Source organism: Micromonospora sp. NPDC049366, from assembly GCF_044466625.1.
Taxonomy (GTDB): Bacteria; Actinomycetota; Actinomycetes; order Mycobacteriales; family Micromonosporaceae; genus Micromonospora.
The window spans coordinates 206,544-224,307 of sequence record NZ_JBITMV010000009.1 but is presented as its reverse complement, the minus strand read 5'-3'; the positions used below and the strand labels follow the sequence as shown (position 1 = coordinate 224,307).

21 protein-coding genes are annotated in these 17,764 nt (G+C 75.2%); 14 read left to right on the top strand and 7 right to left on the bottom strand.

The window, feature by feature from the left end; translation table 11 throughout:
* Positions 1-18 precede the first annotated feature (18 nt).
* Positions 19-684 carry a TetR/AcrR family transcriptional regulator gene (locus tag ACIBTV_RS15565; protein ID WP_396705276.1) on the bottom strand — a complete coding sequence of 222 codons (666 nt, stop codon included), beginning with the start codon at positions 682-684 and terminating at the stop codon, positions 19-21.
* Between the two features lie 90 nt (positions 685-774).
* Between ACIBTV_RS15565 and ACIBTV_RS15560 the strand changes: the two genes are divergently transcribed.
* On the top strand, positions 775-1,947 hold the full coding sequence (locus ACIBTV_RS15560; protein ID WP_396705274.1) for an acyl-CoA dehydrogenase family protein: 1,173 nt from the start codon (positions 775-777) through the stop codon (positions 1,945-1,947).
* Positions 1,944-2,411 carry a MaoC family dehydratase gene (locus ACIBTV_RS15555; protein WP_396705273.1) on the top strand — a complete coding sequence of 156 codons (468 nt, stop codon included), beginning with the start codon at positions 1,944-1,946 and terminating at the stop codon, positions 2,409-2,411. Before ACIBTV_RS15560 ends, ACIBTV_RS15555 begins: the two co-directional genes overlap by 4 nt.
* A 16-nt stretch (positions 2,412-2,427) precedes the next feature.
* Here ACIBTV_RS15555 and ACIBTV_RS15550 read toward each other — a convergent pair whose 3' ends face one another.
* Complete coding sequence (locus ACIBTV_RS15550) at positions 2,428-2,694, bottom strand: hypothetical protein (RefSeq protein WP_396705270.1); 267 nt, start codon at positions 2,692-2,694, stop codon at positions 2,428-2,430.
* Between the two features lie 116 nt (positions 2,695-2,810).
* On the opposite strand from ACIBTV_RS15550, the gene ACIBTV_RS15545 reads away from it, so the two are divergent.
* The 4 genes from ACIBTV_RS15545 to ACIBTV_RS15530 all read left to right on the top strand — a co-directional run bounded on the left by ACIBTV_RS15545 (position 2,811) and on the right by ACIBTV_RS15530 (position 5,497).
* Positions 2,811-3,563 (top strand): DNA-formamidopyrimidine glycosylase family protein, encoded by a 753-nt coding sequence (locus ACIBTV_RS15545; RefSeq protein ID WP_396705267.1) that lies wholly within the window; start codon positions 2,811-2,813, stop codon positions 3,561-3,563.
* Positions 3,564-3,648: 85 nt separating this feature from the next.
* Entirely contained in the window at positions 3,649-3,987 is a 339-nt protein-coding gene (locus ACIBTV_RS15540; RefSeq protein WP_396705265.1) for a PadR family transcriptional regulator, read from the top strand.
* Positions 3,984-4,811, top strand: coding sequence for an ATP-binding cassette domain-containing protein (locus ACIBTV_RS15535; protein WP_396705263.1), 828 nt, complete (start codon positions 3,984-3,986; stop codon positions 4,809-4,811). The genes ACIBTV_RS15540 and ACIBTV_RS15535 overlap by 4 nt, the downstream gene beginning before the upstream one ends.
* Positions 4,808-5,497 carry a hypothetical protein gene (locus tag ACIBTV_RS15530; protein WP_396705261.1) on the top strand — a complete coding sequence of 230 codons (690 nt, stop codon included), beginning with the start codon at positions 4,808-4,810 and terminating at the stop codon, positions 5,495-5,497. The genes ACIBTV_RS15535 and ACIBTV_RS15530 overlap by 4 nt, the downstream gene beginning before the upstream one ends.
* A gap of 12 nt (positions 5,498-5,509) precedes the next feature.
* Here ACIBTV_RS15530 and ACIBTV_RS15525 read toward each other — a convergent pair whose 3' ends face one another.
* From ACIBTV_RS15525 to ACIBTV_RS15510, 4 genes are all read right to left on the bottom strand, one after another.
* Complete coding sequence (locus ACIBTV_RS15525) at positions 5,510-6,733, bottom strand: RNA polymerase sigma factor (RefSeq protein ID WP_396705260.1); 1,224 nt, start codon at positions 6,731-6,733, stop codon at positions 5,510-5,512.
* 4 nt (positions 6,734-6,737) lie between these two features.
* Positions 6,738-7,073 carry a YciI family protein gene (locus tag ACIBTV_RS15520; RefSeq protein WP_396705259.1) on the bottom strand — a complete coding sequence of 112 codons (336 nt, stop codon included), beginning with the start codon at positions 7,071-7,073 and terminating at the stop codon, positions 6,738-6,740.
* A 116-nt stretch (positions 7,074-7,189) separates the two neighbouring features.
* The gene (locus ACIBTV_RS15515) at positions 7,190-8,890 is read right to left on the bottom strand and encodes a sulfatase (RefSeq protein ID WP_396705368.1); all 1,701 of its coding nucleotides are present in this window, start codon (positions 8,888-8,890) and stop codon (positions 7,190-7,192) included.
* Positions 8,890-9,753 carry a CDP-alcohol phosphatidyltransferase family protein gene (locus ACIBTV_RS15510; protein WP_396705257.1) on the bottom strand — a complete coding sequence of 288 codons (864 nt, stop codon included), beginning with the start codon at positions 9,751-9,753 and terminating at the stop codon, positions 8,890-8,892. Before ACIBTV_RS15510 ends, ACIBTV_RS15515 begins: the two co-directional genes overlap by 1 nt.
* Positions 9,754-9,844: 91 nt before the next feature.
* Between ACIBTV_RS15510 and ACIBTV_RS15505 the strand changes: the two genes are divergently transcribed.
* From ACIBTV_RS15505 to ACIBTV_RS15470, 8 genes are all read left to right on the top strand, one after another.
* Positions 9,845-10,825, top strand: a complete 981-nt coding sequence (locus ACIBTV_RS15505; protein ID WP_396705256.1) for a dehydrogenase — start codon at positions 9,845-9,847, stop codon at positions 10,823-10,825.
* A gap of 4 nt (positions 10,826-10,829) precedes the next feature.
* Positions 10,830-11,228, top strand: coding sequence for a 6-pyruvoyl trahydropterin synthase family protein (locus ACIBTV_RS15500; protein WP_396705254.1), 399 nt, complete (start codon positions 10,830-10,832; stop codon positions 11,226-11,228).
* 41 nt (positions 11,229-11,269) lie between these two features.
* On the top strand, positions 11,270-12,322 hold the full coding sequence (locus ACIBTV_RS15495; protein WP_396705252.1) for a glycosyltransferase family 4 protein: 1,053 nt from the start codon (positions 11,270-11,272) through the stop codon (positions 12,320-12,322).
* 91 nt (positions 12,323-12,413) lie between these two features.
* Entirely contained in the window at positions 12,414-13,226 is an 813-nt protein-coding gene (locus tag ACIBTV_RS15490; RefSeq protein WP_396705250.1) for a class I SAM-dependent methyltransferase, read from the top strand.
* A 67-nt stretch (positions 13,227-13,293) separates the two neighbouring features.
* A complete protein-coding gene (locus ACIBTV_RS15485) occupies positions 13,294-14,226 on the top strand; it encodes a YbhN family protein (RefSeq protein ID WP_396705248.1) in 933 nt (310 codons plus the stop codon).
* A 71-nt stretch (positions 14,227-14,297) separates the two neighbouring features.
* Positions 14,298-14,951 (top strand): GTP cyclohydrolase II, encoded by a 654-nt coding sequence (ribA, locus tag ACIBTV_RS15480; RefSeq protein WP_396705246.1) that lies wholly within the window; start codon positions 14,298-14,300, stop codon positions 14,949-14,951.
* Entirely contained in the window at positions 14,948-15,646 is a 699-nt protein-coding gene (locus ACIBTV_RS15475) for a RibD family protein (RefSeq protein ID WP_396705244.1), read from the top strand. Before ribA ends, ACIBTV_RS15475 begins: the two co-directional genes overlap by 4 nt.
* A 99-nt stretch (positions 15,647-15,745) precedes the next feature.
* Positions 15,746-16,363: a VOC family protein gene (locus ACIBTV_RS15470; RefSeq protein ID WP_396705242.1), complete on the top strand. Its 618-nt coding sequence runs from the start codon at positions 15,746-15,748 to the stop codon at positions 16,361-16,363.
* Between the two features lie 18 nt (positions 16,364-16,381).
* On the opposite strand, the gene ACIBTV_RS15465 is transcribed toward ACIBTV_RS15470, so the two are convergent.
* Positions 16,382-17,476 (bottom strand): L-dopachrome tautomerase-related protein, encoded by a 1,095-nt coding sequence (locus ACIBTV_RS15465; RefSeq protein ID WP_396705240.1) that lies wholly within the window; start codon positions 17,474-17,476, stop codon positions 16,382-16,384.
* Positions 17,477-17,764: the final 288 nt, after the last annotated feature.

Below are 17,764 nucleotides of genomic sequence, written 5' to 3'. Positions count from 1 at the left end.
TGCAAGTTTGGACCGACCCTAGTATGCGGCGGCGTCCGGCGGGAGGGGCGGCAGCGGCCCGACGTGCCGCTCGTAGCTGTGCGACAGCCCGTCGATGAGCGCGTCGAGGCCGAGCGCGAACGCCCCCTCGTCGACCTGCTGCTGGTGCTCGGCGAGCCGGTGCGCCTGGGTCAGGTGCGGGTACTGCTCGCTGTAGAGGCTCGGGTCCTCCACGAAGCCGCGGGCGAACGAGCCCAGCGCCGACCCGGCCACGAAGTAGCGCATCAGCGCGCCGATGTGGGTGGCCCGGGCGGGCGGCCAGCCCGCGTCGACCAGGCCGCCGTAGACCGCGTCCGCCATGGTCAGTGCGGCCGGGCGCCGGCCGGGACCGCGGGCCAGGTAGGGCACGATGTTCGGGTGCGCGGCGAGGGCGGCCCGGTAGGAGTGCCCCCAGCGGCGCAGCGCCTCGCGCCAGTCGACGTGGCCGAAGAACGACACGTCGACCTGCTCGGTGAGGCTGTCGGCGACCGCGTCGAGGATCTCGTCCTTGGTGGCGAAGTGGTTGTAGAGGGACGGCCCCCGCACGCCGAGCTCGGCGGCGAGCCGGCGCGTGGAGAAGCCCTCCAGCCCTTCGGCGTCGATCAGCGCGGCGGCGGCCTCGACGATCCGCTGCCGGCTGAGCAGCGCCTGTCGTGGCCGGGGCATCCGGATCCTCCTCCGCGTGGTGTCCGCCTGCGGAACTCTGCCACAGCCGGGGTCTGGACGGACATAAACTTGCACCGCTAGTTTAAACGCATGGACTTCGCCCTATCCGATGAGCAACGGGCCATCCGCGACACGGCGCGCGACTTCATCGCCCGAGAGGTCATGCCGCTGGAACAGGAGCTGCTGCGGCGGGAGCGGGCCCACCAGCCCGGCATCGAGCGCAGCGAGCTGCGGGAGCTGCAACTGAAGGCGCGCAAGTTCGGCTTCTGGGGGCTCGCCACCCCCGAGGCGTACGGCGGCATGGACCTGCCGGCCGTCACCCAGTCCCTGATCTGGACCGAGATCGGCCGCTCGTTCGTGCCGTTCCGGTTCGGCGGGGAGGCCGACAACATCCTGTTCCACGCCAACGAGGAGCAGAAGCGGGAATACCTGCTGCCCACCATCGAGGGGGAGCGGCTGAGCTGCTTCGCGATCACCGAGCCGGGCGCCGGCTCCGACGCGGCCAACATCAAGCTCAGCGCCCGCCGCGACGGCGACGACTGGGTGCTCAACGGCGAGAAGACCTTCATCACCGGCGGCAACGAGGCCGACTTCGCGATCGTCATCGCGGTCACCGACCCGGAGAAGGGGGCCCGCCGGGGCGGCGCCACCGCCTTCCTCGTGGACCGGGCGATGGGCTGGCGGTCCGAGTTCATCCAGACCATGGGGGAGGGCGGCCCCGCGTCGCTCGTCTTCGACGACGTCCGGGTGCCCGCGCGCAACATCCTCGGCGAGCCGGGGCAGGGCTTCGCGCTCGGCATGGAGTGGATCGGCAAGGGGCGGTACACGATCCCCTCGCACGCCGTCGGCATCGCCGAGCGTGCCCTCGGCATGGCGATCGCCCAGGCCAACACCCGCGAGACCTTCGGCCGACCGATCGGCGAGAACCAGGCGATCCAGTGGATGATCGCCGACTCGGAGACCGAGCTGGAGGCGGCCCGCTGGCTCATCCTGCGCGCCGCCTGGACGGTGGACCAGGGCCTGGACCCCCGGCACGCGTCGTCGATGGCGAAGCTCTACGGCGCCGGCATGGTCAACCGGGTGGTGGACCGGGTGCTCCAGATCCACGGCGGCATGGGCTACACCCGGGAGTTGCCCGTCGAGCGCTGGTACCGGCAGGTCCGGCTCTACCGGATCTTCGAGGGCACCGACGAGATGCAGCGCCTGATCATCTCCCGCGACCTGCTGCGCGGCTACACGAAGATCGGCGGGCATCTGGCATGAGGACCTTCGCCTCCCTCGACGAGCTGGCCGCGGCGGTCGGCGAGACCGTCGGCCCCGGCCCCTGGCAGCCGATCGACCAGAAACGGGTCGACCTGTTCGCCGACGCCACCGACGACCACCAGTGGATCCACGTCGACCCGGAGCGGGCCGCGGCCGGTCCGTTCGGCGGCACCGTCGCCCACGGCTACCTGACGCTCTCCCTCCTGCCGGCGCTGGTCGGCGCGCTCTACCGGGTCGAGGGGGTGGGGATGGGCGTCAACTACGGGCTCAACCGGGTGCGGTTCCCCGCCCCGGTCCGGGTCGGCAGCCACGTACGAGCCATGGCCACCCTCGCCGACGTGTCCCCCGTGGACGGTGGGGTGCAGGTGGTCAACACGGTGGTCGTCGAGACCGACGCGGGCGGCAAACCGGCCTGCGTCGCCGAGACGGTCAGCCGCCTCTACCGGGCGCCCGCGGCCCGCTGATCGCCGGGGTCCGGCGTCAGCGGCGGCGGTCCTCGTCGTCCGGGATGATCGACTCGCGTTGTTCGAGGGCGTCCGCCGGGTTCGCGTCCTCGGGCAGGGCGGTGCGCAGGTCCTGCTCGCCGGCCGGCGGCGAGCCCTGCTCCGCGACGTCCGCGTCGCTGGCCTCCAGCGGCGGGGTCGTCGGGGTGACGTCCTGCGCCGAGTCGTCCACCACCGTCTGGCGCTGCTCCAGCGCGTCCGCCTCGGGCGGCTCGCGCAGCGGGTCGTCCGGGTTGACCGTCATCTCGCATCCCCTCCGGTGGGCTGATCGTGCGGGCGCGTCCGTCCCTTAGTTCCCCGGTGACGGGCCGGAAACCCGGGCACCGGGGGTGAAACGGGCGGCGCCGGGTACCCGCCGGCATGCCCGAGGGCCACCTCATCCACCGGTACGCGCGCGAGCAGGACGCCGCGCTCGCCGGGCGCGTGCCGGCGCTGTCCAGCCCGCAGGGCCGCTTCGACCCGGGCCCGTACGCGGGACGCGCGCTGCGGGCGGTCGAGGCGTACGGCAAGCACCTGCTCTACCACTTCGACGACAGCCCGGCCCTGCACGTGCACCTCGGCATGCGGGGCCTCTTCCTGCGCCACGCCGATCCGGCCGTGCCGCCGCGCGGGGGCGTGCGACTGCGGCTGGCCACCGACGCGGTCGCGTACGACCTGATCGCGCCGATCCGCTGCGAGCCGCTCCCGGACGACGGCGTGCGCGCGCTGCGGGCCTCGCTCGGCCCCGACCCGCTGCGGGCCGACGCCGACGCCGACGAGGCGGTACGCCGGCTGGCCGCGACCGGCGGCGCGGTCGGCGCGGCCGTGCTCGACCAGTCGATCTGGGCGGGCATCGGCAACGCCTGGCGCGCGGAGCTGCTCTTCCTCGCCGGTCTCGACCCGGACACGCGCCGGCCCGGTCCGGATGTCGCCCGTCGGCTGTGGGACCTGGCGGTGCGGTACCTGGCGCTGGGGCGGGACGCCGGCCAGGTGGTCAGTGACCCGGACCGGCCCGACGAGCGCTGGGTGTACAAGCGGGAGACGTGCCGACGGTGCGGCGTGCCGGTGCGCCGCTGGGAGCTGGGCGCGCGGACCGCGTACGCCTGCCCGGTGGACCAGCCCGCTGCCAACTAGGTTGTTGCGCTATCTAGGTTGCCGCACTATGGTCCGTCCATGATCTCTCGCGCGCCGCGCGCCGCGCGCTCGCGGTAGGGGCGCGATGGACCAGGAGCGACGGGCGCAGTGGCTGCGCGGCGTCCTCGACCTCTGCGTGCTCGCGCTGCTGAGCCGGGGCGAGTCGTACGGCTACGAGCTGTCCCAGGCGCTGCGGGCCCACGGGCTCGGCACCGTGCAGGGCGGCACGCTCTACCCGGTGCTGCTGCGGTTGCAGCGCTCCGGCCTGGTCACTGCCCACTGGCGCGAGGGCGAGACCGGCCCCGCCCGCAAGTACTACCGGATCAGCCCGGCCGGCAGCACGGCGCTGCGCACGGCCGCCACCGACTGGACCGCCTTCGCCGCGAGCGTGGGCGCGATAATGAGCGAGGAGCCGATGCGGTGAACCACGACGCCTGGCTCGCCGCCCTCACCGGCGAACTGCGCCGGCACGGGGTGGGGCCCGATCTGACCGGCCACGTGGTCGCCGAGGCGGCCACCCACCTGGCCGAGAGCGGGGAACCGCCGCTGCGGGTCTTCGGCCCGCCGGAGGCGTACGCCCGGGCGGTCGCCGACAGCCTCGGCGGGCCCGACCAGCGCCCGCCGCGACGCCAGCCCGGCCCGGTACGGCTGACCGCGCGGGGCATCAGCAAGCGCTACCGGGGGCGGACCGTGCTCGACCGGGTCGACCTCACCGTCCGCGCCGGGCAGATCGCCGCCGTGGTCGGCGCGAACGGCGCCGGCAAGAGCACCTTCCTGCGCATCTGCGCCGGCATCGTCAGCCCCGACGCGGGCACCGTGGACGTCCACGGCACCCTCGGCTACTGCCCCCAGGACGGCGGCACCGCCGAGTTCCTCGACCCCGACGAGCACTTCGTGCTGGTCGGCGCGGGCCGCGGGCTCACCCGCGGGGCCGCCCGCCGGGCCGGCCGCTCCGGGGCCGCCGCCCTCGACTGGACCCCGTCGGGCGGCACCCAGGCGCGGCACCTCTCCGGCGGCACCCGGCAGAAACTCAACCTCGTCCTCGCCCGCCTCGGCGAGCCGGACGTGCTGCTGCTCGACGAGCCATACCAGGGCTTCGACCGGGGCACCTACCTCGACTTCTGGCACGAGGTGTGGCGGTGGCGCGACGCCGGCAAGGCGATCGTCGTCGTCACCCACCTGCTCAACCAAATCGACCGCGTCGACCTCGTGCTCGACCTGACCGGCGTCCGGGAGCACCGCGCATGACCAAGATTCTCGTCGTGGCCGAGAGCGCCCTGCGGGAACTGCTGCGCCGCCGCTCCGTGCTGGTGATCCTCCTGCTGCTGCCGCTGGCCTTCTACCTCAGCCGCCGGGGCGACCACCTCGGCCAGTCCATCCGCTTCGTCTGCCTCGGTCTGGGCTGGGCGCTCAGCACCGCCGCCCTCTTCGCCGGCAGCGCGGCCCGGGGGATGGAACCCCGGCTGCGGCTCTCCGGCTACCGCAGCGGCCACCTGGTGGCCGGTCGCCTGCTCGCCCTGTGGACGGTCGGCGTGCTGCTCTCCGTGCCGTACTACGTGCTCATCCTCGTCGACCAGCACGACGTCCGCTACGGCGCGATCGCCCTCATCATGGCGCTGATGGTCGCGGTGGCCGCCCCGTTCGGCCTGCTGCTCAGCGCGGTGCTGCCCCGGGAACTGGAGGGGACGCTGGTGCTGCTGACCGTGGTCGGCCTGCAGATGGTGATGGACCCGGCCGACACCGCCTCCCGGGCGCTGCCGTTCTGGTTCAGCCGCGAGATCGGCACGTACGCGATCGACCACACCGACGGCGGCTACCTCACCCGCGGGCTCACCCAGGGCGTCGCGTTCGCCGTCGCGCTCACCGTGGCCGTGGCCGTGGCCGCCGCGGTCCGGCTGCGCCAGCGACGCCACCTGCGACTCGTCGGAGCCTGACCGGCCGGGCGGTCACGTCCCGCCCCGGGTCAGCTCGTCCGCCCGGGCGGCCAACGCCCGGCGCTCGGCCGGTGCGGCGCTCAGCGCGGCGGCCCGCCGGAACAGGGACGCGGCGCCGACCGGGTCGCCTCCACGGGCGGTCAGCTCGGCCTCCACGGCGACCGCCGACGGGTACCCGTCGAGGACCCCGCCGGCGCGGGCCTGGGCGAGCAGCGCCAACCCGCTCGCCGGCCCGTACGCGAAGCCGTGCGCCACCGCCCGGTTCAGCCGCACCACCGGTGACGGCTGCCGCTCGGCGAGCCGGTCGTACCAGCCGGCGATGGCCGTCCAGTCGGTCTCCGCGCTGTCCCGGGCGGTGGCGTGGCAGGCGGCGATGCGCGCCTGGAGGGCGTACGGCCCCGCCGTCCCCGCGCGGGTCAGCGTCGCGAGCCCCTCGGCGATGGCGGCGTGGTCCCAGCGGGAGCGGTCCTGCCGGTCGAGAGTGACCAGGTCACCCGCGGCGTCGCGCCGCGCGGCGCGACGGGAGTGCTGCAGCAGGCAGAGCGCGAGCAGCCCGGCGACCTCCGGCTGCCCGGGCAGCAGCCGGTCGACCAGCCGGGCCAGCCGGATCGCCTCGTCGGCGAAGGCCGGCTCGCCGTCGACGTCGTAGCCCCGAGTGAAGAGCAGGTAGAGCACGGCCAGCACGCCGGGCAGCCGCTCCACGAGCATCGGGCCCTCCGGCACCCGGTACGGGATGCGGGCCTGTGCGATCTTCGTCTTGGCGCGGGTCAGTCGCCGCGTCATCGTCGACTCGCTGACCAGGAAGGCGCGCGCGATGTCGGCGGTGGTGACCCCGCAGACGGTACGCAGGGTGAGCGCCACCCGTGCCTCCAGCGCCAGGGCCGGGTGGCAGCAGGTGAAGATGAGCCGCAGCCGGTCGTCCACCAGATCCTCCTCCCCGGCGTCGGGCGGGGGTGTCACCTGCTCGCCGAGCAGCGCCAACTCCCGTAGCTTTCGACGTTCGGTGTCGGCGCGCCGCAGCACGTCGACGGCCCGGTTCCGGGCGACCGTCATCAGCCAGCCGCCCGGATTCGCGGGCACACCGTCCCGGGGCCAACGCTCCAGCGCCAGCGCCAGGGCCTCCTGGGCGCAGTCCTCGGCGAGGGTCCAGTCGCCGGTGACCCGGATCAGCGCGGCCACGATCCGCCCGAAGGACTCCCTGGTCGCGTCGGCCACCGCCCGGGACGGGTCGGTCACCGGGTCAGGCGTCCGGGTCGGCGAACGGGCGCAGCTCGATGCGGCCCTCGTACGCCATGGGGTGGTTGCGGGCGACCTCGATCGCCTCGTCCAGGTCGGCGCACTCCAGCAGGTCGAAACCCACGATCACCTCCTTGGTCTCGGCGAACGGGCCGTCGGTGACGAGCAGTTCGCCGTTGCGGACCCGGATCGTCGTGGCCGCGTCCGGAGCGGCCAGCTGGTCGCCCGCGAGGCGCTGACCTCGGGCGTCGCGCTCGGCCACCCACCGCTCGATGTCCGGCGCCGCGCTCGGGTCGGCGTCCGGCTCGGTGTCGGTGCAGACGAACATCAGGTACTTCATGTCGTACTCCTCAATGTGGTGACTGCACCAGGATGACGATCGGGCGGACCCTTTCCGGACAGCCACCCCGCGAAAATTCTCCGCACCGATCCTCGTGTGCCGCGGCAGCCGCTCGGTCAGCGGGCCGGCGGCGCGGCGGCCGGGGGCACCGACGGGCCGAACGCGGTCAGGAACCGGTCGCGGAAGGCGTCCATCGGCCAGACCGGCGCGTCCTTGCCGGGGCGCAGCCCCTCCTGCCAGCCCCACCCGGCGACCCGGCCGAGGACCGCCGGGTCCCGGGCCACGATCGTGATCGGCACGTCCCGACTCGCGCCCGACCCGGTCACCACCGGCGCCGGCTGGTGGTCGCCGAGGAAGACCAGCACCAGGTCGTCGTCGCCGTACGTCTCGACGTAGGAGACCAGGGTCTGCAGCGAGTACGCGATCGCCTGCCGATAGCCCGCGCGTACCTGCGCCGTGGCCCGACGGTCGGGGTCGTCGTCCGGGTCCTCGGTGACGGCCGCGGCGTGGGCGAAGACCGAGCCGTCGCCGACGTCGTCCCACGGGACCAGGCGGGGGATGGCCGTCCACGGCGAGTGGCTGGAGATCAGCGGGATCTCCGCCATCAGCGGCGGCCGGTCCGCCCGGCCGCGTTCGGTGCGCTCGAAGGCGGCGAGGGTGTACTGGTCCGGCATCGGCGCGTAGCTGAACTTCGGTCCGCGGTAGCCGAGCCGCTCGGTGTCGTAGTAGCCGTCGTAGCCGAAGAAGGCCCCCTCCGGCCAGGGCTGCGTGGCCGCCGGCAGCACGCCCACCGTCCGCCAGCCGGCCCGCCGGAACGCGCCGTTGAGGGTGAGCCGGTCGCTGGCCAGCAGGCTGCGGTGGCGCTGCTCGTTGTCGATCCACAGCCCGGACAACAGCGTGTCGTGGGCCAGCCAGCTGCCCCCGCCCGCGGTGGGCGAGGTGAGGAAGCCGCTGCGGGAGGCGTACCCGTTCGCCCGCAGCCGCCGGTCACCCGCGTCGAGCAGCGGCCCGATCTCGCCGGCGAACTCCGGGTCCTCGACGGCGTCGCGCCCGTAGCTCTCCACGAACGCCAGCACCACGTCCTTGCCCCGCAGCCCGGTCAGCAACCGGTCGCCCGGCACGTCCTGGAACGGGTCGGTGGCCAGCTCGGTGGCGAACCTCGTGCCGTCGGTGAACCGGTCCCGCACCTGGCCGGCGTGCGCGCCGACGAGCGCGGACACGCCGGTGTCGGCGACCGGCACGCCCGGCGCGACCCGGACGCCGAACGCGGCGCACGCCACCCAGGCGACGGTCAGCGCCGCGACGACCCGGGTCGCGGGCCGCTCGTGCCGGACCAGCAGCCGGGTCAGCCGGCGCACCGCGAGGGTCATGAGCAGCAGCAGTCCGGCGGCGAGCAGCAGCCCGCCCGCGGCGGCCCCGACCGCCCCGGCCCGGCCGAAGGAGTCGCGGAGGAAGCCGAACGCGTCGTCCAGCAGCCCCCAGTCGAGCACCAGGTCGAACGGCCGGTCCAGCGCGGAGCGGAAACCCAGGTCGGCGAGCTTCAGCACGGCCAGCAGGCCGAGCAGCGGCCCGAGCAGCACGACGGCCAGCCGCCGCCCCCGGGTCGGCAGGGCGAGCAGCAGCGCGACCGCCAGCAGCCCCTCCAGCGGAACGCGCAGCAGCGTCGCGGGTCCCACCTGGTCGGGCCGGTCCGGCGCGACCAGCGCGCCGAGCACCAGCACACCGGCCAGCACGGTGAGCGCACCGGCGGCCACCGGCCGGACGCGGCCTGCGCGTTCGGTGCGTGCGGTGTCGGGGGTTCGGGCCGGCCCGGGCATCAGCGCAGCCACCGGTCGGTGGGGGCAGGGGCACCCCCGGCGACCACCGCCGGCGGCCGGGTCGCGATCGCGCCCACCGGGGCCCGGCGGGCGGCCACGCGGGCCGCCTCGGCAACGGCGGCCGCCGCGGCGTCGGCCGCCACCGGAGCCGGCGACCGTACCGGCCGGGGGCGCGCCGCCCGGTGCCGCCACAGCCAGCGCACATCGCGGCCGAACGACTCCACGAGCAGCACCAGCGCGGCGGCCAGCAGCAGCCGCGTCGCCCAGCCCGGCAGCAGACCGGCGGCGGCCACCGCCAGCACCACGCCCTGCGTCGCGGCCACCACCTTGCGCCACGGCCGCGGCGGCAGCGTGCCGCGCATCCACGGCAGCGCCCACCCGGCGGCGACGAAGGCGTACCGCATTCCGCCCAGGGTGAGGACCCAGGCTCCGGCGTCCGGCGCCACGTACGCGCAGAGCACCATCAGCAGGAACGCGTCGACCTCCATGTCGAAGCGGGCGCCCAGCGCGCTGACCGTCCCGGTTCGGCGGGCCACCCGGCCGTCGACCCAGTCCAGCAGCAGCGCCACGGCGGTGAGGGTGACCAGCAGCGCGACCGGCGCCGGCCGGCGGAACGCGTCCACGGTCAGCGCGGTGACGGCGCCGACCAGCATGGCCCGGGTCAGCGTCACCCGGTCGGCCGGGCCGAGCCGGGTGGCGTCGGCGCGGCGCAGCCCCCGGGTGAGCAGGGCACCGGTGACCACGCCGTACGTGGCGCCGACCAGCAGCCCCGCCGCGCCGACGCCGACCGTGCCGGCCAGCACAGCGAGCAGGACGAGCTGGGCGCCGAGCCCGACCAGTGGACCGTTTCGAACCGTGGGCACCGTTCCTCCGTGTTTATGATCGACGACCCTGACAGGGAACACGGACGGCGACGTCGTTCGGTTCGGTCGGACGCGAGACGAGGAGCAGCCGGTGACCCGTGAGGCGCACGCCTTCTGGCTTCGGGCACCGGGCGAGGGGGAGATCCGGCCGGTGACCCTGCCCGCGCCCGGACCGGACGAGGTGCTGGTGCGCACCCGCTGCACCGGGGTGAGCCGAGGCACCGAGACGCTCGTCTTCGGCGGCCGGGTGCCCGCCGACCAGTACGACGTGATGCGCGCGCCCTTTCAGGAGGGTGACTTCCCGGCGCCCGTGAAGTACGGCTACCTCAACGTCGGCGAGGTCGAGCAGGGCCCGGCGCAGCTGCGCGGCCGGACCGTGTTCTGCCTGTACCCGCACCAGACCGGGTACGTGGTGCCGGCCCACGCGGTCGTCCCGGTGCCCGACGGGGTGCCGCCCGCCCGGGCGGTGCTCGCGGGGACGGTGGAGACCGCGGTGAACGCCCTGTGGGACGCGCCCCCGCTGATCGGCGACCGGATCACCGTGGTCGGGGCCGGCATGGTCGGCTGCGGCGTCGCGGCCCTGCTCGCCCGGTTCCCCGGCGTTCACGTCGAACTCGTCGACACCGACCCGGGGCGGGCCGCCGTCGCCGGGGCGCTCGGCGTCGACTTCGCCGCACCGGACGACGCCGCGACCGGCCGCGACCTCGTGGTGCACGCCAGCGCCACCGGGGCGGGCCTGCAACGGTCGCTGGAGCTGCTGCGACCGGAGGGGACCGTCGTGGAGCTGAGCTGGTACGGCGACCGGCCGGTGGAGCTGTCGCTGGGCGGGGTGTTCCACAGTGGCCGGCTCACCGTGCGCGGCAGCCAGGTCGGCACGATCGCTCCGGCGCGGCGGGCCACGCGTACCTTCCGGGACCGGCTGGCGCTCGCCCTCGACCTGCTCGACGATCCGGTGTTCGACGCGCTGATCACCGGCGCGTCGCGCTTCACCGACCTGCCGGACGTGCTGCCGCGCCTGACCTCGGGCGAGCTGCCCGCCCTCTGCCACCTCATCACCTACGACGGGGAGTGATTCCGTGTTCAGTGTCACCGTCCGCGATCACATGATGATCGCGCACAGCTTCCGCGGCGAGGTCTTCGGACCCGCGCAGCGTCTGCACGGCGCCACGTTCGTCGTGGACGCGACGTTCCGCCGCGCCGAGCTGGACGCGGACGGCATCGTGGTCGACATCGGCCTGGCGACCGAGCAGCTGAAGGCCGTCCTCGGCGAGCTGACCTACCGCAACCTCGACGACGAACCGGCGTTCGCCGGGGTGAACACGACGACCGAGGTGCTGGCCCGTACGGTGGCCGACCGGCTCGCCGAGGCGGTGCACGCCGGGCGGCTCGGCGAGGGCGCGGGCGGCCTGGCGGGCATCACCGTCACCCTGCACGAGTCGCACGTCGCGTGGGCCAGCTACGAGCGCGCCCTCTGACGGTTCCGGTGAGGGCGAGGAGTGAGCGTGCGAGCCCCGCGGTGAGCGGGGGGGAGCGCGCCGGCGACGTGCACGTGGTGCTGCCGAACGACATCGACGACTCGGGCACGCCGAGCGGCGGCAACCAGTACGACCGGCGGGTCTGCCACGGCCTGTCCGAGCGCGGGTGGCGGGTCCACGAACACGCGGTTCCCGGTGACTGGCCGCGCCCGGACGCGACCGCGCTGGCGGCCCTGGCCGGCGTGCTGACGGCGCTGCCGGACGGCGCGGTGGTGCTGCTGGACGGGCTGCTGGCCTCGCCGGCGCCGGAGGTGCTCCGGCCGCAGGCGGACCGGTTGCGGCTGGTGGTGCTGGTCCATCTGCCGCTCGCCGACCCCGCCGAGGCCCGGACGTTGGCCGCCGCGAGCGCGGTGGTGACCACCAGCGGCTGGACCCGTCGCCGGCTGCTCGACCTGTACCCCCTGGCCGCCGGCCGGGTGCACGTGGCCGTACCCGGTGTCGACCCGGTGCCCCCGGTGGTGGGCACCGCCGACGGCACGTCCCTGCTCTGCGTCGCGGCGGTCACCCCGGCGAAGGGGCACGACGTGCTCGCCGAGGCGCTGGCCCGGATCGCCGGCCTGCCGTGGACCTGCGTCTGCGTCGGCGCGCTGACCCGGGACCCCGACTTCGTCGCGGACCTCCGGGCGGCGCTGTCCGGCAGCGGCCTCAGCGACCGGGTACGCCTGGCCGGCCCGCTCACCGGCGCGCCGCTGGACGGCGCGTACGCCGCCGCCGACCTGCTGGTCCTCCCGTCCCGGGGCGAGACGTACGGCATGGTCGTCACGGAGGCGCTCGCCCGCGGCGTGCCGGTCCTCGGCACCGCCGCCGGTGGCCTGCCCGAGGCGCTGGGCCGGGCGCCGGACGGCGCGCTGCCCGGGCTGCTGGTGCCGCCGGAGGATCCGGGTGCGCTGGCCGACGCGCTGCGTCGCTGGCTGGGCGACCCGGCGCTGCGGGAGGGTCTGCGCCACGCGGCGCGGGCCCGCCGGGGCACCCTCACCGGCTGGCCGGAGACCGCCGCCCGGGTGGCGGCGGCGCTGACCGCGGCCGTCGTGTGAGCGCGGCCGGGAACGACCCGCCCGGCACCGTGCGCGCGAGCCGCGCGGCCCGGCGGAGGGATCACGCCATCGCGACCGAAGGGCTGACACCGTGAGCATCGACGTCCTGCTGCCGTTCTCCAGCTGGCTGGAGCTGCGGGAACCCGCCGACGCGGCGGCCCGCGCGGGCGCCCTGGTCGAGGCGGTCCGCCACCGGCTGCCGACGGACCGGCCGATCGTGCTGCACGATCTGGGCAGCGGCACCGGGTCGATGCTGCGCTGGCTCGCGCCGCGCCTGCCCGGCCCGCAGCACTGGGTGCTCCACGACCGTGACCAGGAGTTGCTGGACCTCGCCGCGACGGGCTCGGTCACCGCCGCGGACGGCGCCCCGGTCAGCGTGGCGACCCGGTGCGGCGACCTCACCCGGCTGACCGCGGCGGACCTGGCCGGAGCCGACCTGATCACCGCCTCGGCGCTGCTGGACATGTTCACCGCCGAGGAGGTCGAGCGGGTCGTCGCGGCGTGCGCCGGCCGCCCCACCCTGCTGATGATCTCGGTGACCGGCGAGGTGCGGCTCAGCCCGGCGGACCCGCTGGACATCGAGATCGCCGCCGCGTTCAACGACCACCAGCGCCGCACGGTCGACGGCCGGAGGCTGCTGGGGCCGGACGCGGTCGAGGCGGCGGTGGCCGCGTTCGCCCGCCACGGCGTCGCCGTCCAGGTGCGGTCCAGCCCGTGGCGGCTCGGCGCGGCGCAGGCGGACCTGAGCGCCGAATGGTTCCGGGGATGGGTCGCCGCGGCGTGCGAGCAGCGGCCGGAGCTGGCCGGCCCGGCCGGTGGGTACGCGCGCCGCCGGCTGGCGCAGGCGGCGGCCGGCCGCCTGCGCGTGCTGGTCGACCATCGGGACCTGCTCGCCGGCGGATGAACCCTTCGCGCCCGCCGCACGTGCCTACCGGTGGAAGAACGATCTTTTTGACGGGAGGCCGGCGCGGATGTTCTGGGCCTGGGCGCGGGCACTCGGCGGGGTCGGGCTGCTCGGGGCGCTGCTGTGGCAGGTGGGCGGCGGCCCGTTCCTCGCCGGCCTCGCGCTGATCGACGGCCCGGCGCTGGCCGCGGCGCTCGCGATCGGCGTGCTCACCACGGTCTGCGGCGCCTGGCGGTGGAGTCTCGTCGCCGGGGGCCTCGGGGTGCGGCTGCCGCTGCGGACCGCCGTCGCGCACTGTTACCGGGCGGTGTTCCTCAACGCCACCCTGCCCGGTGGGGTGCTGGGTGACGTGCACCGGGCCGTCCGGCACGGGCGCGACGCCGGTGACGTCGGCCGGGGGGTCCGCGCGGTCGTCTGGGAGCGTACGGCCGGCCAAGTCGTCCAGGTCGTGCTGGCGCTCGTCCTCCTCGCGGCGTTCCCGTCGCCGGTGCGGCCCTACCTGCCGGCGGCGATCGCGGTGGTGCTGGCCGGCGGGCTCGCCGCCGTGCTGCTCGCCCGGGCGGTGCCCCGCGCCGGGCGGTCGCGCTGGGCGCGGGCGCTGCGCGCCGCGGTGACCGACGTCCGCACCGGCCTGCTGGCCCGACGGACCTGGTTCGGTGTCCTGCTCGCCTCCGCGGTGATGGTGGCGGGGCACCTTGCCACGTTCCTCCTGGCGGCCCGGACCGCGGGCGCGACCGCCCCGCTGTCCCGGCTGCTGCCGCTGACCCTGCTCGCGTTGCTCGCGATGGGGCTGCCGCTGAACGTCGCCGGGTTCGGCCCGCGCGAGGGAGTCGCCGCGTGGGCGTTCGGGGCCGCCGGCCTGACCGCCGCCCAGGGGGTGGCCACCGCCACGGTGTACGGCGCGCTGGTGCTCGTCGCCAGCTTGCCGGGTGCCGCCGTGCTGCTCCGCCGGGGGACCAGGTCGGCCGCCGGCGGGCGGGAACGCGCTGTCCGTGGTTGAGTGTTGACCACGTGGTGAATCCGTTGCACGTGTCCCGGCCACCCCGGGTCACGCAGGGACGAAGGAGACCCATGCCCGAAGCGCTGCCCGCCGCCACCGTCCGGACCGAGGTCACGGTGCCGCTGCGATTCCCGGACGGCTACGCCACCACCGCCCGCCTGTTCACCTTCAAGGGGCTGGTCGACGGTCGCGAACACGTCGCGTTCGGGCTGGGCGACTGGGCGGGCGCGATCGACCGGTACGCCGCGGGCGGCCGGGCGCCGCTGGTCCGCCCGCACAGCGAGTGCCTGACCGGGGACGTGTTCGGCAGCCAGCGCTGCGACTGCGGCCCGCAGCTGCGGGAGGCGGTCGAACGGATCGCGCAGGAGGGCGGTTTCCTGCTTTACCTGCGTCAGGAGGGGCGGGGCATCGGCCTGTACGCGAAGCTCGACGCGTACGCGTTGCAGGACGCCGGGCTGGACACCTACGAGGCGAACGTGGCGCTGGGCCATGGCGAGGACGAGCGCGACTACAGCGCCGCCGCGCAGATGCTGGCGACGCTCGGCGTCACCGGCATCGCCCTGCTCAGCAACAACCCGGAGAAGGCGGTGCAGCTGGACCGGCTGGGTGTGACGGTGACCGAGCGGGTGCTGACCGGCCTCTACCTCTCCCCGGCCAACGCCGACTACCTGGCGGCGAAGGCCAGCCGGGCGTCCCGTGTCCCCGACCTTCCCGCCGTCCGATGACGTCCCGGCCGGCGCGGCCGTACGTGCTGCTGAGCTGCGCCACCTCCATCGACGGCTACATCGACGACGCCACGGAGCAGCGGCTGCTGCTCTCCAACGACGACGACCTGGACCGGATCGACGCCGTCCGGGCCAGCTGCGACGCGATCATGGTGGGTGCCGAGACCGTACGCCGGGACGACCCGCGGCTGCTGGTCCGGTCGGCGCGACGTCGCGAGAACCGGGTGGCCGCCGGCCTGCCCGCCTCGCCGACCAAGGTCACCGTGACCGGGCGGGGTGACCTCGACCCGGCCGCCCGGTTCTTCACCGCCGGCGAGGCGCGACGCGTCGTGTACTGCGCGAGCGACGCGGTGGAGAAGACCCGCGAGCGGGTCGGCGAGCTGGCCGAGGTCCGCGACGCCGGTGCGCCGGTGGACCTCGACGGGGTGCTGGCCGACCTGGCCGCCCAGGGCGTGCGCCGCCTGATGGTGGAGGGTGGTGGGACGGTGCACGCGCAGTTCCTGGCCGGCGGGCTCGCCGACGAGCTGCACCTGGTGGTGGCGCCCTTCTTCGTCGGTGACTGTCGGGCGCCGCGCTTCGTGGGGGACGGGCGCTACCCGTGGCACCCGGGCCGCCGGGCGACCGTGGCGGAGGTACGCCAGATCGGCGACGTCGTGTTGGTGCGCTACGCCCTCTCCGACCGCTGCGCCTCCTGACCGGTCGCCCGCTCGGTGGGTGATGTCGGGAACCCGGCGTCCGCCCGGTCGGTCCGCAGTAGCTTGCTGGTGACCGGGTGACTCAGCAGGGAGGCCGCTATGCCGCGGAGCAACGATCCGAGCGGGACGGGCATCCGGGACGTCGACATGAAGCTGGAGGTGGTCGTCGTCCCGGTCACCGACGTCGACCGTGCCAAGGAGTTCTACGGTCGCCTCGGCTGGCGGCTCGACCAGACGCCGCCCGGCATCGTCCAGTTCACCCCGCAGGGCTCCGGGTGCTCCGTCCAGTTCGGCCCGGACCTGACCACCGGCGCGCCCGGTTCCGCCAAGAACTACCTGGTGGTGACCGACGTCGAGGCGGCGCGCGCCGCGCTGGTCGCCGCCGGCGTCGACGTCGGCGGCGTCTACCACCCCGGCCCGGACGGGCCGGTCGACGGGCCGGACCCCGAACGCCGCAGCTACTTCTCGCGCGCCTCGTTCCAGGACCCGGACGGCAACACCTGGCTGCTCCAGGAGATCACCACCCGGCTTCCCGGCCGGATCGACACCGGGGTCACGTCGTTCACCTCCGCGAACGACCTCACCGCCGCCCTCCGGCGCGCCGCGGACGCCCACGGCGAGCACGAGAAGCGCACGGGTAAGGCCGACCCGGACTGGCCCGACTGGTACGCGGCGTACATGGTGGCCGAGCAGACCGGCGCGGACCTGCCGACCTGACGGCCGGACCGGCCGGTCTCAGCGCAGCAGCACCGGTCCGGCGTCGATCGGGGTCCGGAACAGGGCGTACGGCTTGCGCCGCAGGTCCCGCCCGCCCTGGTACATCGGCTGCCGGTGCACCTGGTTGGCGGTGACGTAGAGGTGCCGGTCGGCAGCCACCACCAGCGTGTCCGGCCAGAGCAGGCGCGGGTCGTGCAGCACCGTCTCGAACCGCCCGTCCGGCAGCCGCCGGAGCACCGCGTTGTGCTCGTACGCGGTCAGGTAGAGCCGGCCGGCGTCGTCGCTCTCCAACCCGTCGGAGCCGGTGCCCTTGTCGCCCTCGTCGACGACCGTGTCGGCGACCTCCTCCTCGGGAAGCGACGCGTCGGCCAGCGCGTCGGTGGGGACGCTGTGCCACCGCCGCCCGATCAGCGGGGCGTAGTACAGGCGGGAGCCGTCGGCGCTGATCGCGATGCCGTCGGCCCCGATGGTCAGCGCCCGCGGCGGCCCGTCCGCCGGCCGGTCCAGCAGCGGCCGCCCCTCCACCACCGGCCGGTACCCGTGCAGCGGTTCCGCGGCCGTGGAGGGGTGCTCGTGCAGGCGGCGCCAGGACCGGCCGCTGGCCAGGTCGACCACCACGATGCCGTTGGGCCCGGTGACGGCGGAGTCGGTCAGGTAGGCGATGCCGGCGCGCCCGCGGCGCAGGTCGAAGCGGACGTCGTTGAGGTAGCTGGTGGGCGGCACCACCGCGGGCGGAAACGTGATCACCTGCGCGACGGTGTCGGTGTCCAGGTCGACCCGGACCAGCTTCGGTCCGCCGGGCCGGGTGGGTCGGAACAGCGGGCTGCCGGTGTCCACGACCCAGAGCCGGTCGAGCGGGTCGACCACCATGTTCTGCACCGACACGAACGCCTGCTCGTCGTCGTCGCGGGCGGGGGAGTTCCACCGCTGGTCGGGGAACGGCACCTCCCGGTCGTCGCGCACCTCGACCAGCGCGGCCGGCGGCTCGTCACCCCACTGCGGGAAGTTGACGAAGATCCGTCCGGTGTGCGAGACGGCGACCCCGGTCGGCATCGCGCCGGTGAACGTCCGCACCAGTTCCAGCTCACCGACCGGCTCGGCGCCGACGACCATGACGTACCCCCTGCTGGCCGGGCGGCGACGGAGGCCCGCTCGGCTCCGCGGCCGTGGTCGGTCGGGCCGCTCGGCCCGTGGGACCTGCGCGTCTTCCCGGCGGAGGCTGGTCGAAACCGGTCAACCTCGCTGTTTCGGGTGTCGTGTGAGCTGGCTTACCCTTCTCCGGCGCGGGAATGCGACCGCCCGGCGCGGGTTGGCTCCAGGTGTGATCGCTGCATCGACCCCTGCCGGGGCCCTCGCCCACCAGCCGGAGACGACCCGGTGACCGCCACCGCCGAGACGACG